Raw genomic sequence first — 14,955 nt, forward strand, 5'->3', positions numbered from 1 at the left:
TATTTTTTTAATCATAACCAATTAAAATCCACCTAATTGTTGTGCGATACTAAAGTGGAACTGACCTTTATTAGCATCTGGCAAACCAGGTATCGCATCGAAGCCATAACCATAATCAATACCCAGCAAACCAAATATCGGTAAGAAGATACGGGCACCTACACCAACAGATCTTCTGATATTGAACGGATTGAAATCGCCAAACCTATTCCAGGTATTACCACCTTCGGCAAAGGCCAAAACAAAAGCTGTAGCCTGTTGACTCGCAATTACAGGATAACGGGCCTCTAAAACATATTTTGCGTAAATTGGGCTACCTGATTGCTGTGCAATTGTAGGGTCAGAACCAACCGGAATTACGGTATTATTTGCGTAACCACGCATTGCAATTAATTCAGAACCTTGTAAGAAGTCAAATCCCTGCATACCATCACCACCCAGTTTAAATCTTTCGAATGCTGATTGGCCGACTGCCTGAGTATATTGACCTAAGAAACCAAACTGCGCCTGTGCCTTAATTACAAAGTTGCCGGCAACACGTTGAAACCATTGTGAATCGAATTTCCATTTGTGGTATTCCGTAAATCTGTATTTTGTTTTATCAGATGCTGTTGCATAGTTTACGTTGTTAAACAATGAATACGGTGGCGTAGCCTGAACTGTAAAACGGATAAACGAACCTGATTTCGGGAAAATTGGAGAGTCCCTTGAATCGCGGCTAATCTCTTGTGTTAAGTTTAAGTTGTACGAGGTACCAGTGCTAAATAAGTAACCAGGATAATTCTGCAAAATGTATTGTTGCAGGTTTACAGAGTGCGTTAACTGGAAGTAGTTATCTGGCCAGTTTAATCTTCTACCCAAACTAACCGTTACACCATTTAAACGGATTTTGTAATAACCTTCTGCCCCAACAGCATTACCGCTTGATTGTAATGACGTAAACGCACTTACACCGAAGCTAACCGGTTTCTCGCCACCAAACCAAGGTTGAGAAAATGAAAAACTATAAGACTGGTAATACTTACCGTTGGTTTGTCCACGTAAACTTAATTTTTGTCCATCGCCTTTTGGTAAAGGTTTATAAGCTTTTAAGTTAAATAAATTTCTTAATGAGAAGTTGTTAAAGGTTAAGCCTAATGTACCAATGATACGGCCACCACCAAAACCACCTGAAAGTTCGATTTGGTCAGAAGGCTTTTCTTCTACGGCATATTCAATATCAACAGTTCCATCTGCCGGATTAGGGCGAGGCGTTGGTACGGTTTTTTGCTCATCGAAGTTACCTAGAGCACCAATTTCACGCACGGTACGGATTAAGTCGCTCTTATTAAATTTTTGTCCCGGCTTGGTACGAATTTCACGCAAAACAACTTTATCGTTCGTAATTGTGTTACCCTTTAACGTAATGCGGTTGTTGGTATACTGCGGACCTTCGTAAATACGCATTTCAACATCTACCGTATCATTATAAATTTTCGTTTGAACAGGGTCAATATTGAAAGTCAGATAACCGTTGTCGGTATACAAACTATTAATATCACCACCGTTTTCACCGCCACCATTAATTTTTTTATCTAGCTTATCTTCACTGAAAATATCACCCTTTTCGATGGTTAAAACTTTATTTAAAACATCAGTACTGTAAATAGCATTACCAGCCCATGTTATTTTACCAAAGTAATATTTTTTACCTTCGTATAAATCCATTTTAATGTTCACCTTTTTATTGTTGAACTGGTAAATACTATCTTTTAAAAGTTCAGCATCGCGATAGCCTTTTTCGTGCATTTTGGCAATCATCTTAACTTTATTCTCTTCGTATTTTTCTTTACTGAATTTACCCGAACCCCAAAAACGCCACCATGCAAACTGCTTCGGGCTTTTTAAATATTTTCTAAGTTTTGCGGCCTTAAAATCTTTGTTTCCGGTAAAATCGATATGCTGTACTTTTACACGATGACCTTTATTAATATTTGCCTCTAAAACAACGCTGTTTTCCGAGTTAGGATCTTTTCGGGTAGTGTAATTTATTGTGGTAAAAAAGTATCCCTTATCTAAAAGGTATTTTTTTACAATAGCCGATGTTGTGTTGTATAAATTATCGTTAACGATTTTACCTGTTTTATCATTTAACTTTTCCTGAATGGCAGTTTTTTCTGACTTGCGAACACCTTTTAAATCGATAGAACTTAAACGCGGGCGCTCAACTACCTCAATTTCAAAGTAAACCGTATCCTGAACAAATTTTTCGATATTTAATTTAACATCGTCAAACAAACCTTGCGACCAAAGTGTTTTAATTGCCTCGGACGTAGCTTCGCCCGGCAATACAACTTTATCGCCTTTGGTTAATTTTGATAAGGTTACCAATACTTCTTTATCAAGGTATTCTGTTCCTATAATTTTTGTACCGCCGATAATGAATTCTTTTGGACTAAAATAATCTAGGTCTAAGCCGCCAACCTTTAACGAGGGAGTTGCCGGAGCCTGACCTATAGGACGAATTTGAGCAAAGGCCGGTGTGGCTAAAACTAATAGGATTAAAACTTGAAATATTCTTTTCATTAAAATAATTTGTTCAGTAATGGCCACGAAGGTAGCAATGTTTTACAAAGCAAAATTGCTTTATTTTCCATACCTCTGATGTGGTTACATTTATCGTATAAAAGTGCTGCTAAGTTAATTTAAACCCTTGTTAAAAAGTGTTAAAAGAAAAATTAGTTTAACTGCTCGCTAATTTTGCCAAAACGTCTTTCGCGTTTTTGATAATCTACAATGGCTTCGAAAAGGTTTTCTCGTCTGAAATCCGGCCATAAAACATCGGTAAAATAAAACTCGGTATAAGCCATTTGCCAAAGCAGGTAATTGCTTATTCTATGTTCGCCACTGGTGCGTATCATTAACTCCGGATCAGGAATATTTACAGTTGTAAGTTTCGATGAAAACAAATCTTCATCAATGCTATCTACATCAATTTCGTGGTTTTTTACCGCAGCGGCAATTTTCTTTGCTGCGTTTACAATTTCCCATTTCGAGCTGTAGCTTAAAGCGAGTGTTAAAGTACACTTTTCGTTGTGTGCGGTTTTAGCCATGGCCTCTTTCAAGTCATCGATACACTCTTGTGGAAGCGATTCGATATTGCCGATGGCATTTAATTTAACGTTATTCTTGTTCAGCGTTTCTGTCTCCTTGTTAATCGTGGAAATCAAAATTTGCATCAAAGCATCCACTTCTTCCTTGGGGCGACTCCAGTTTTCTGTAGAAAAAGCATATAGCGTAAGGTACTCGATGCCAACCTCAACACAACCTTCTACAATGTCTTTCACAGAAAGTACACCTTGTTCGTGTCCGAAAACACGCATTTTACCCTGGCCTTTAGCCCAGCGGCCATTACCATCCATAATTACGGCAATGTGCTTTGGCAGGCGGCTATAGTCTATTTGTTCTTTAAATCCCATTAATTATGTCAAAATCAGCTTAAAAGGAATAGCATTTTGAGGATACAAAGGTAAAAGATATGCCAACACTAACAAATAGATAAGTATCTCTTTTTCTAAAATCGCCTCTTTGTACGCCAGGTGCTCCGGTTTGATGTAAAGAAGGATCGGAAATATTCAGTGATGGGTTATCGCCAATAAAGACTTGCCTTGCAGGATAAACACCACTAACATCATCAATGTAATCGGTAAATGCCGTTCTGTAGCCGATTTCGGAAAAGATGCTCCAGGTATCCTTATAGTTGTATCTGATGCCACCGCCGTAAGGAATTGTTAAAGCCGTGTTGCTGTAGCCATTTACCTGCCCTTCGGTTGCTAATCTGTCCAGCCGGTATTTTGTTCCCTGGTATTTTATTTCAGGCTTAAAATTTATGAGGCCAACCCCGGCAAATAAATAAGGTGTAAATCGTCTGTTGCCACCATTTATTTTGTAATCGAAAAAATTAAAATCGAGAATTGCGCTACCTTCATTCAATCCTGTTTTGAAACTTAAGTTACGTTCGCGAAACTGTTCGTTTTTTGTATCTGCATCGCTGGCCTGAATCTGCCCGTAATTATAGTTTAACCTAACACCCAAATAAGAGGAAAAGTTATGTTTAACGAAAATACCTGCATTAACACCACTTATTTTAACAGGGTTATTCTGGTTTAAATCACCCATATACCCTGCGCCCCCAGCCGAAACGCCTATTTCCCAGGTAGCAAAAGACTGCGCCTTGGAAATTTGAGCTATTGATACGAGAAGGAGGATGAATAAGACAGGTTTGTTTAGCGCCATACTTAGTAGTTACGGGTATCAATGCCCCATAATAATTTATTCCTTAACGTGTTTAAATAGGTTTCATTGTTAAGACGAATAAGATTTACGCAAAAATCTGCTTTTCTTATGGTAATTTTAACGGAGCGTTCTACAGTAACTGTTCTGCTATCGCAGGATACCAGAAATTTCGACTCTCTAGCTTCTACTTCAAACGATAAATTGTTATCATCGGGAATAATTACCGGACGAACATTTAAATTATGCGGTGCAATTGGGGTAATTACAAAACTTTGAGAATCAGGGTAAATTATTGGCCCGCCGCAACTGAGTGAATAAGCTGTTGAACCAGTAGGTGTTGCAATAATCAAACCATCGGCCCAATAAGAGTTTATAAATTCACCATTCATTGAAGCGTGGATAATCATCATTGCTGAGTTATCGCGGCGATGAATGGTAATATCATTCAGTGCAAAGTTTTCTTCACCAAAAAGGTTATTATCAGATTCTAAACGCAAAAGAGAACGTTCATCTAAAGTGTAATCGCCATGAATTAAAGCAGTTAACGCAGATTCGATTTCTCCTTTGTTAATACTTGCCAAAAAGCCTAAACGACCGAAGTTTATCCCGATAACAGGAATGCCAGAGTTTCTGATCAGCGATAGCGTATCTAATAAAGTTCCATCACCACCCAAACTTAGCAGAACATCAGCATGTTGCTTCAATTCTTCATGGTTATGGAAAATTACAGTGTGGGCTGGCACCTTTATTTTGCCATGCAAAGAATTTTTAAATTTGTGGTGGAGGACCGGTTGAACACCGTGGCGTTTTAAATGATCGAAAACCTCCTGTATGTAAGGCAATACGGTATCATTAAAATCTCTTCCATAGATTGCAATCCTCATAGTAAAAATTAAGCGTTTAAGCCGTAAATTAAATTTGATTTTAATTTATCGCTGCAAAAATACCTTATTCTTTTTATATAAATGTTAATTAAAAAATTTCATTGCGTGCTACGCTAGAATTCATCAAAAAGAAATGGGGCAGTGAAGAAAGTCAATCTAAGATTACCAACCGGTATCGGCATTTAATTTATAGTTTGAGGAAAGAAAAATATATGTTGAATTATCTTTAGAAGTTGATACCGCCTTTTGCCAGTTAGACCTGTCATTTTTATTGTAAGCAGAAACCAATTCTTTGCTCAAGCAGTTTTTTATTGTGACGGATTTTTCCGAACTAAAATTGCAGAACAATAAAACTATTCAGATTATACAACAAATACTACACGTTTAAATAGTTCATAAAAGAATCGAAACGCTCTTGAGAACCATCATCAATTTGAGTATTGTTATACACCTCTTTTACCTGATAATCGTATCGTTCGAAAGACGCAACCAAAGATGTAATCTCGGTTTTATTCACTTTTAGCGTAACCTCAAGCCGGGTAGAATCTTCGAAAGAATTTACGTATGATGACAGAATTTGTGCATTATCTGCTTCTACAATTTGAGCGATGTGCGCAAGGGAATTATCGCGGTTGCTGATTTCCAAAACAATGATCCCGCCAGGCTCATTAACCGCATACAATTCGGCAACAGAATCGATAATATTATTTATCGAGATTAAACCGGCGTAATTTTTCTGCTGGTCGAGTACCGGTACTGCTGTTAACTTGAGTGTACTTAACAATCTAAGTACATCGTAAGTATGCGCATTGTTAAAAACGAACGCGTTTAATAAATTTACAGATACATCTTTAATCAAAATATCATGGTTGCGTATTTCGAGTAAATCATCTTCAGAAAGTAAGCCTAAAAACTGCACGTCGTTTACCACAGGCATATGCTTTAGCTTAAATTCGTTCATACGATCTAAAGCTTTCTGCACCGTGTCGTCCGTTTTTATGGGCGGTATAACATTGGATATGATTTCTTCAGCAAACATTATTTTAATAGTATCCTATCTAAAAATTTTTCTAAGTAAGCGTTAAATTGTTCAGGATGCTCCATCATTGGCGCATGCCCACATTTATCAACCCAGTTTAATTCTGAATTGGGAAGCAACTGGTGAAACTCTTCTGCAACTTCTGGCGGTGTTACCTTATCATTTTTGCCCCAGATTAATGAAACCGGGATGGTGATTTTTGATAACTCCTTGCCCATATTGTGTCGAATGGCAGACTTAGCCATTGTTAAAATCCGAATTACCCTTGACCTGTCATTTACAGTTTTGAAAACCTCTTCTACAAGTTCGGGAGTGGCAGTAGCCGGGTCATAAAAAGTGAATTCAACCTTTTCTTTTATATAATCGTAGCTTTCTCTGCGGGGAAAAGAGCCTCCAAACGCGTTTTCATACAATCCCGAACTGCCAGTTAGCACCAACGCTTTCACAAACTCCTGGTGCGCAACGGTAAAAACCAGGCCAACATGGCCGCCCAGCGAATTACCAATAAGCACCACCTGCCCAAGGTTTTTAAATTTTAAAAAGCGATGCAGGTATCTCGACAAAGCTTTAACCCCAAGAGTTAAAATGGGTAACTCGTAAATAGGAAGGATAGGAACAACAACACGGTAACGATCTTTAAACTGTTCAATAACCAATTCCCAGTTGCTCAATTCGCCCATTAAACCATGAAGTAATACCAGCGTTTCACCTTGTCCGGCTTCTACGTATTTAAATCCTTCTTCTTCTGTTACCTGGTATTTCATATATTCTGAATAGTATATTGCTACTAAGTTAGTAGAGTAAAATTAATTTTATGCATTTCTGTTCCATTTTTCTGAAATAAAACGGAAAACGGTACAAAAACGGCAATATCAGCCCACTGAGGTATAAGTTAAATATTTTTCAATACCTTATACCAGGCACGCGATGTGTGTAAATTTGTTTTAAGCTAATTTCTCTTTAACAATCTCAGCAATTAACTTCCCATCGGCTTTACCGGCAAGCGCTTTATTGGCCATGCCCATCACCTTCCCCATGTCTTTAACTGATGTTGCGCCCGATTGTTTGATAACATCCGCAATTATACCTTCAACTTCACCCCTATCTAATTGCTTTGGCAAAAACTGATTAATAACTTCAATTTCTTCCTCTTCTACTTTGTATAAATCTTCGCGATTTTGTTGCTTGTAAATATCGGCAGATTCCCGGCGTTGCTTAATCAGTTTCTGGAGAATTTTTAATTCCGTTTCTTCGGTAATTTCTTCAGAAGCACCTTTTTCTGTTTTAGCCAAAAGAATTGCGGCTTTTATAGCCCTTAGCCCTCTTAACTGAGCTTCATTTTTAGCCAACATGGCTTTTTTTATTTCCTGGTCTATCGTGTTTGATATCATTGATTGTTTTATTATTTAATCGTTAATCGGTCAGTTTTAAACCTCATACCTAAATTAATCTAACAGTTATCCAGCTCTGTTTACAAGTGTAGCTGTTGCCTGGGCTGTAGGCATTATAAGCATGTCGTTAATGTTTACATGTTTAGGCCTGCTTACAACATACCATATTGCATCGGCAATATCATCGGCAATTAATGGCTCTAAACCTGCATAAACGTTTTTAGCCCGTTCGGCATCGCCTTTAAACCGCACAACCGAAAACTCCGTTTCTACCATACCCGGGTTAATTGCAGTTACTTTAATTTCGTGCTGTAAAAGATCTATGCGCATCGATTTACTTAGTGCATCTACAGCATGCTTGGTGGCACAATATACATTTCCGTTGGGATAAACTTCCTGCCCGGCAATGGATCCGATATTTATGATGTGTCCGGATTTATTTGGAATCATCCAGTTGGAAACAATTTTCGTAACGTAAAGCAATCCTTTAACATTGGTATCAATCATGGTATCCCAATCTTCTATATTTCCTTTATCAATTGGGTCTAAACCCTGACTTAGCCCTGCGTTATTAATCAACACATCAACATTTTTCCAATCCGCAGAAATTTTATTAAATGCCGTATTCAGGCTTTCCTTTTCACGCACATCAATCACTATCTGCTTAATTTCAACTGCATATTTATCTTCAAGGTGATGGGAAATTTTTGCTAAACGGTCTTCCCGGCGGGCAACCAGAATTAGGTTGTAACCATTTTGGGCAAAGCGGTGAGCGCAAGCTTCGCCGATTCCAGAAGTTGCGCCTGTTATTAATGCAATTTTAGCCATTTTTATGAATTTATAATCCCTGGAAAACATTTCACATGCTTTCCCCAATGGCAACAAAGGTAAGTTTTTTTGGATTGCTCTTTTACTCGAAAAACAAACTGAATGTAAAATGACGCAACTTAGTTTTATCAATCGGATTTGCGAAAGCAGTATTATCGTGCTGTAAAATATCACTCATAGAATACGATACCTTTAGCTCTGGCGACATTTTGAAGTACTCGAAATATAAATCAAACCCAATTCCGGTTTCGTAAGAAAGGTAATTTCTCTTGTTTTTAAGCAGTTTATTTATTGGTATTTCCCCTTCATCAAAAGTTTTCTTTTTTGAAGCGATGTCCATCGAGTATTTTGCACCGCCAAGCCAGTAAGCCCTAAAATTGTTTAACCTGTTGGATTTAATTTTTATTCCGACAGGAATTTCGAACATGGTAGCCTGAACTTTCTTATCAATTGATGTTTGAAAGCTGCTTTGTGCATCGAATGTTGGATTTTGCTGAGTACTTACCGGAGCCGGCTCATATTCGTAACGCACCACCCTGTCGCTAAAAATTAACGAAGGTGTAGCACGCAAATCAAAATTTTCAGAAATTCGCCTGTTTACAACAAAGCCCAATCCAAAACCTACAGATGGCGGACTGGAGATTGCTTTCATAGGTTGAGTTACCTGTTTCCCATCAAAAGGGTCGAAATAAGGATCACGCCAGTTTGCATTCTTTAAAATTTTATACTCGGCAGAAATATACTGAAAACTAAAGCCAAAATGTAAGTCTTCATCATCTACACCTCCACCCCAGTTTTGGGCAAATGATGTTGTTGCGATTGTAAAAAGCAGGATGATGAAGCTTAATTTTTTTATCATTTAGAACCGGTGTATATCGAACTTATTCCAAACGTAAGAATTTTCTGTTTGGTACTTTTGAAACCTACTTTTTCCATCAAACTTGTAAATTCAATCCCATCCGGGAAAGCCGCCACTGATTCTGGCAAATAACTATATGCCCTGGCATCTTTAGAAAACAGCTTGCCGAAAAAAGGAGTTATATGTTTAAAATAAAAGTTGTATAGCTGCTTTACAGGAAAAACTTTTGGCTTGGAAAATTCCAATACAACAAGTTTACCTCCCGGTTTTAGCACCCTGAACATATCGCTTAATCCTTGTTCAAGGTTTTCGAAATTACGAACACCATAAGCCACCGTGATGGCATCGAAGGTATCGTCGGCAAAATGCAAACCTTCAGAATCGCCCAGTTGAACAGAGAAAGTTTCATTCAGGCTACGTTCATTAATTTTCTTCTTGGCCACTTCCAGCATCCCCTCAGAAATATCAACGCCAATGATTTTTTCGGGATGTAGTTTTTTGATTGCTTCAAAAGCGAAATCACCAGTTCCGGTAGCCACATCGAGCATAATTCTCGGATGGATGGAAACCAATTCTTTAATCGCTTTCTTACGCCATAAAACATCAATTCCGAGCGAAAGGAAATGATTCAAAAAATCGTAAGTGCCAGAAATGTTATTGAACATGGCTGCAACCTGCTCTTTTTTAGTTGCATCCTCTACTTGGTATGGTGTAATATTCTGATTCATGTTGTGTGGCAAAGATAACTTTATTGTTTAACTGTTTAAATTGTTTTAATCGGTGAAATGTCAAATGCGCAGCAGTAAAGCAGTTAAAAAACATCAAACGTTAACCATCCTCTCAAAATTACTACCTTTGTAACATGATTATCAAAACGGCAACATTTGTTTGCAGCAACACCCAAATCTCGGCTTTACCAGCGCCAACAATGCCCGAGTACGCATTTATCGGCCGCTCTAACGTGGGTAAATCTTCTCTAATTAACATGTTGGTTAACCACCACGGACTTGCAAAAACTTCCCAGCGCCCCGGCAAAACACAATTAATAAATCACTTCTTAATTAACGAAGCCTGGTACATTGTGGATTTGCCCGGCTACGGTTATGCCAAAGTTTCAAAAACCAGCAGAGAGAAATGGGAAAAATTTATCCGTGCATACATCACCAAAAGAGAGAGCCTTCAATGTGTTTTTGTTTTGATAGATAGTCGTTTAACACCGCAGCAAATAGATATTGAGTTCTGTTACTGGTTAGGTGAAAAACAAATTCCTTTTGCGCTTCTATTTACCAAAGCAGATAAGCAAGGCATGAATGAATCGCTGAAAAATGTTGCTGCTTTTAAGAAAAAGCTGGGCGAGTTTTTTGAAGAAATTCCAACCACTATTGTAACATCCGCAGAGAAACAAACCGGAAAGGAAGACGTTTTGAATTTCATTTATGAAGTGAATAAAGACTTTGTAAAACCTGTTATCAGCAAATTTTAAGCAGTCTGCCGCTCCATAAATTTCGTACATATATAAAAATGAAGAAATACTTTTCACTTGTACTTTTCGCACACTCGGTATTCGCGCTACCGTTTGCCATGATTGGATTTTTTTTAGGTGTTACCACAACAGATGCCCCTTTTAGATGGGAAAAACTACTATTGGTTTTGCTTTGTATGGTCTTCGCACGCAATTCGGCTATGGCCTTTAACCGCTATCTGGATAGAAATATTGATGCAAAAAACCCACGGACTAAAATGCGTGATATTCCGGCCGGAAAAGTATCGGCCAATGAAGCGTTAATCTTTGTTATCGCCAATTGTGTATTGTTTGCCGTAACAACATATTTTATAAATCCGCTTTGCTTTTATCTATCGCCTGTTGCGTTATTTGTTGTTTTGTTTTACAGCTATACAAAAAGATTTACTGCGCTTTGCCATTTGGTGTTGGGCCTGGGTTTATCGTTAGCGCCAATTGGTGCATATATTGCTGTTACAGGTCATTTTGCCATAGTTCCCGTTTTATATTCTTTAGCAGTACTTTTCTGGGTTAGCGGTTTCGATATTATTTATGCCTTGCAGGATGAAGATTTCGACCGTGAAGAAAAGCTGCACTCTATTCCATCTGCGCTTGGTATAAAAAACGCATTAAATGTTTCTGTTTTATTGCACATATTTTCAGCCTTGTGCGTAATCTTACCAATATTTTTTACTGAATTTAGCTGGGTTTATTACGTAGGCATTGTATTTTTCTGTTCAATGCTGGTTTATCAGCACCTGCTTGTAAAACCGAACGACATCAGTAAGGTAAACAGGGCGTTTCAAACCTTAAACGGCTATGCATCAGTAGTATTTGCAATTTGCTTTTTAATAGATGCGTATATAAGAAACAAATGATGAAATGAGCGGATGTTTTCCACCCTTTACAAAGCTTTGCTCCATCATTCAAAAATCACTTATTCAATAGTTTTAAAATTATGATTATCAATAAAAAACCCCGAACATATATTCCCGAAAATTTAACCATTACCTGGGAAGCCTTGGAACCACTTTTTACCGAATTGAAAAACCGGGAAATCAACAGTGCTGATGAATTGGAGCATTGGTTAAAAGATCGGTCAGAATTAGAAGCGGCCTTAGAAGAAGATTTCGCCTGGAGGTACATAAAAATGAGCTGCGACACAGCAAACGAAGAGTTGGTTAAGAATTTTCAATACTTTGCTGAAGAAATAGAGCCAAAAATTTCGCCTTTATCCAATGAATTAAATAAGAAATTTGTTGATAATCCTTTTATGGATGATTTGGACAAAGAAAAATTCTTCGTTTACAGCCGGGCAATTAAAAAAGCACTCGAGCTTTATCGCAGTGAAAATATTGAATTATTTACGGAATTACAGGTAAAGCAGCAGAAATATCAGGGCATAACCGGTGCAATGAGTGTAGAAATTAACGGGCAGGAATATACGCTTGAACAAGCTTCGATTTTTTTAAAGGATTTAAGCCGCGAGGTGCGTGAAAATGCCTGGAAAACTATTCAACAAAGAAGGCTTATCGATAAAGATGATTTGAATATTCTTTTTGATGAATTGATAAAGTTAAGAAATCAGGTTGCGCTGAATGCCGGTTTTGAAAACTACCGTGATTATATGTTTCAGGCTTTGGGGCGATTTGACTACACACCGCAGGATTGTTACGACTTTGCAAACGCAATTGAAAAAGAAATTGTTCCGATTTTAAGAGAGCAGGCCGAAAAACGCCGCGAAGCTTTAGGATTAGAAGTGCTAAATCCCTGGGATTTGGAAGTTAGCGTAAGCGGAAAGCCTGCTTTGAAACCTTTTAATAATGGCGAGGAGCTTATTGATAAAAGTATTGCCTGTTTTGACGCGATTGATACAAAGCTTGGCGAGAAACTTGCAACCATGAAAGCGAACAAGCTTTTTGATGTTGAGAGCAGAAAGGGAAAAGCACCAGGTGGCTATAACTATCCTTTGGCCGAAACAGGTGCACCTTTTATCTTCATGAACTCAGCTAATTCACTTCGAGATTTAACGACAATGGTTCATGAAGGCGGCCATGCAATACACACCTTTTTAACGGCGAATTTGGAGTTGAACGATTTCAAACATTGCCCATCGGAAGTAGCCGAACTCGCATCGATGAGTATGGAACTGATATCAATGGATAACTGGAATGTTTATTTCGATAATGAAGAAGATTTAATCCGTGCTAAAAGAGAACAACTTGCCGACGTTTTGAAAACATTGCCTTGGGTGGCCGTGATAGATCAGTTTCAACATTGGATTTATACAAACCCAAACCATACAGCAGCCGACAGAGAGGAAACTTTTAAGCAAATTTACAATCGTTTTGGTGCGGGTTTCGCCGATTGGACAGATTTAGAGCAGGAGTTCAGAAATGGTTGGCAGAAACAACTGCATTTATTTGAGGTTCCTTTCTATTATATCGAATATGCAATCGCTCAGCTTGGTGCCATCGCCGTTTGGAAAAATTATAAGGAAAATCCTGCTAAAGCGCTAGATCAGTACCTTGCTGCACTCGCATTGGGTTACACCAAACCGATGAATGAAATTTATGAAACAGCGAGCATAAAGTTCGACTTCAGCGCTGAATACGTAAAAGAGTTAGCTGCTTTTGTGAAAGAAGAACTTGAAAAATTAGGCTAGAACAGTCAATTTTTAATAGAAAAGTCGCGTTGTGCTAACGCGACTTTTTTTGTGGGCTAATTTTTTGTGATTTCGTATTTGTGCTGAAGGTTTAGAATAGCCGCCATCGGGCGATGTATGTTCAGGGTTAATTTCCCGCTGATTAAAAAATCAGCTAACTAATCTTCGGCTTCATCCTGTCTTCTGGTTTTCATAATTAAAAACATCACCAAAACTGAAATCACAATCATCACCAGATAACTAAAACTAAGGTTCCTTTCATCCTTTGCCGGAAACATATTAACAATACCATAACTCAGAAATGACACGATTACGTAGGTGATCCCTCCGGTTAAACCGCCGGCGATTCCAGCATTTTTGGGGAATTTGCTCAGACAAAAGGTAAAATAATTGTTAAATGTAAATCCTGCGCCAATGTGAATAATGAAGGCGAAAAAAATTAACGAAAAGAGGTTGCTAACAAAGTTTAAGCTTAAAATCATTAAAATAACGAAAGCCAACTGAAGTGCAGAATTAATAGCTAAACGTTTAAAAAAGGGACGGTTAATTGTAGCCTTGCCAATAAAACCACCTACCATCCAGGCAAAGCCCAAAACCAAAGAGCTGTACCCGGCAATAACCGGAGAAAATTTTAACTCATGCTCGATTATAAATGGCCCGGTCATGTTGTAAACCATAACCATGCAGTAGGCCAACCCGAGCATTACAATACCCAAGGTAAAACTTGTGGTTTTAATCATATCGGTATAAATGCTGATAATTTTTCGCAGCTGAAAATCGGTGAAGTGACTTAGGGTTTCGCCACTAAAAACATACTCGAGAATAGCGAAAACTAAGGCAAAACCGGCCAAAAAGTAAAAGTTAGATTCCCAACCGAAAGCGGTTTGTAAATAACCACCTACAAAGGGCGCCACAATTGGGCCGGTAGACCATATAATCGAAAACAGACTTAGGTAATGTTTCAGTTTATCGCCCGAAAAAAGATCTACAAAATAGGCACGTTTGGCCACCACAATTGCACCCACAGAAAGGCCGTGGATAATTCTCATCAAATAAATTAGATAAATGTTATGAGTTGTTGCAATAATAATACTGGCTGCAGTAAATATCAATAAGCTGTACAAGCAAATTTTGTATCTACCGAAACTATCGAGAATACTACCAACAAAAAGTTGCGCTACCCCATAACTTATCAAAAAAATACTCAGTGTAAGTTGCACCTGAACGCTGCTAACGCCCATTTCTCCTGACATTGTCGGTAATGAAGGTATGTAAATGTCGGTAGCGAAACCAGATAAAGGAATTAGAGCGAACGCTAAAATTGTAGCAATGCCCTGGTTTTTCTCTTTAATGTAGGATGTTTGTTTAGTAACCATTTCGGAATATGTTTAAAATCAAACAGAAGAATCTTTAAAAACTCCCTTCTGATTTAATTCTACGGCAAAAGTATACTTTTAGTTAATTCGACAATTATGCCATTCAAATAATCGCTTATGCTTTGCAAATATTCTGG

At 38.0% G+C, this 14,955-nt stretch carries 15 protein-coding genes; 3 read left to right on the forward strand and 12 right to left on the reverse strand.

Features of this window, described 5'->3' with window-relative positions:
- Positions 1–21: 21 nt before the first annotated feature.
- The 11 genes from bamA to ubiE all read right to left on the reverse strand — a co-directional run bounded on the left by bamA (position 22) and on the right by ubiE (position 10,004).
- On the reverse strand, positions 22–2,565 hold the full coding sequence (bamA, locus tag AC0IWT_RS10935) for an outer membrane protein assembly factor BamA (protein WP_471797243.1): 2,544 nt from the start codon (positions 2,563–2,565) through the stop codon (positions 22–24).
- A 152-nt stretch (positions 2,566–2,717) separates the two neighbouring features.
- Positions 2,718–3,458: an isoprenyl transferase gene (locus AC0IWT_RS10940; RefSeq protein WP_056870136.1), complete on the reverse strand. Its 741-nt coding sequence runs from the start codon at positions 3,456–3,458 to the stop codon at positions 2,718–2,720.
- Positions 3,459–3,477: 19 nt separating this feature from the next.
- Positions 3,478–4,275 (reverse strand): type IX secretion system protein PorG, encoded by a 798-nt coding sequence (gene porG / locus AC0IWT_RS10945; protein WP_471797244.1) that lies wholly within the window; start codon positions 4,273–4,275, stop codon positions 3,478–3,480.
- A 2-nt stretch (positions 4,276–4,277) separates the two neighbouring features.
- Positions 4,278–5,159 carry an NAD kinase gene (locus AC0IWT_RS10950; protein WP_056870134.1) on the reverse strand — a complete coding sequence of 294 codons (882 nt, stop codon included), beginning with the start codon at positions 5,157–5,159 and terminating at the stop codon, positions 4,278–4,280.
- A 162-nt stretch (positions 5,160–5,321) separates the two neighbouring features.
- The gene (locus AC0IWT_RS10955; protein WP_471797245.1) at positions 5,322–5,459 is read right to left on the reverse strand and encodes a hypothetical protein; all 138 of its coding nucleotides are present in this window, start codon (positions 5,457–5,459) and stop codon (positions 5,322–5,324) included.
- Between the two features lie 76 nt (positions 5,460–5,535).
- Positions 5,536–6,198, reverse strand: coding sequence for a CBS domain-containing protein (locus AC0IWT_RS10960; RefSeq protein ID WP_056870132.1), 663 nt, complete (start codon positions 6,196–6,198; stop codon positions 5,536–5,538).
- Entirely contained in the window at positions 6,198–6,962 is a 765-nt protein-coding gene (locus AC0IWT_RS10965) for an alpha/beta fold hydrolase (protein WP_056870131.1), read from the reverse strand. Before AC0IWT_RS10965 ends, AC0IWT_RS10960 begins: the two co-directional genes overlap by 1 nt.
- A 180-nt stretch (positions 6,963–7,142) precedes the next feature.
- Entirely contained in the window at positions 7,143–7,589 is a 447-nt protein-coding gene (locus AC0IWT_RS10970; protein ID WP_471797246.1) for a GatB/YqeY domain-containing protein, read from the reverse strand.
- 66 nt (positions 7,590–7,655) lie between these two features.
- Positions 7,656–8,417, reverse strand: coding sequence for an SDR family NAD(P)-dependent oxidoreductase (locus AC0IWT_RS10975; protein WP_471797247.1), 762 nt, complete (start codon positions 8,415–8,417; stop codon positions 7,656–7,658).
- 82 nt (positions 8,418–8,499) lie between these two features.
- Entirely contained in the window at positions 8,500–9,276 is a 777-nt protein-coding gene (porT, locus tag AC0IWT_RS10980; RefSeq protein WP_471797248.1) for a type IX secretion/gliding motility protein PorT/SprT, read from the reverse strand.
- On the reverse strand, positions 9,273–10,004 hold the full coding sequence (gene ubiE, locus AC0IWT_RS10985; protein WP_471797249.1) for a bifunctional demethylmenaquinone methyltransferase/2-methoxy-6-polyprenyl-1,4-benzoquinol methylase UbiE: 732 nt from the start codon (positions 10,002–10,004) through the stop codon (positions 9,273–9,275). Before ubiE ends, porT begins: the two co-directional genes overlap by 4 nt.
- Before the next feature lie 134 nt (positions 10,005–10,138).
- Here ubiE and yihA point away from each other — a divergent pair, with 134 nt between their 5' ends.
- The 3 genes from yihA to AC0IWT_RS11000 all read left to right on the forward strand — a co-directional run bounded on the left by yihA (position 10,139) and on the right by AC0IWT_RS11000 (position 13,442).
- Positions 10,139–10,759 (forward strand): ribosome biogenesis GTP-binding protein YihA/YsxC, encoded by a 621-nt coding sequence (gene yihA / locus AC0IWT_RS10990; RefSeq protein WP_471797250.1) that lies wholly within the window; start codon positions 10,139–10,141, stop codon positions 10,757–10,759.
- 38 nt (positions 10,760–10,797) lie between these two features.
- Complete coding sequence (locus AC0IWT_RS10995) at positions 10,798–11,655, forward strand: UbiA-like polyprenyltransferase (protein WP_471797251.1); 858 nt, start codon at positions 10,798–10,800, stop codon at positions 11,653–11,655.
- A gap of 80 nt (positions 11,656–11,735) precedes the next feature.
- The gene (locus AC0IWT_RS11000) at positions 11,736–13,442 is read left to right on the forward strand and encodes a M3 family oligoendopeptidase (protein WP_471797252.1); all 1,707 of its coding nucleotides are present in this window, start codon (positions 11,736–11,738) and stop codon (positions 13,440–13,442) included.
- A gap of 158 nt (positions 13,443–13,600) precedes the next feature.
- Here the strand turns inward: AC0IWT_RS11000 and AC0IWT_RS11005 are convergent, their stop codons facing one another.
- Positions 13,601–14,818 carry an MFS transporter gene (locus tag AC0IWT_RS11005; protein WP_471797253.1) on the reverse strand — a complete coding sequence of 406 codons (1,218 nt, stop codon included), beginning with the start codon at positions 14,816–14,818 and terminating at the stop codon, positions 13,601–13,603.
- Positions 14,819–14,955: the final 137 nt, after the last annotated feature.

It is taken from the genome of Pedobacter sp. AC464, from assembly GCF_979253075.1.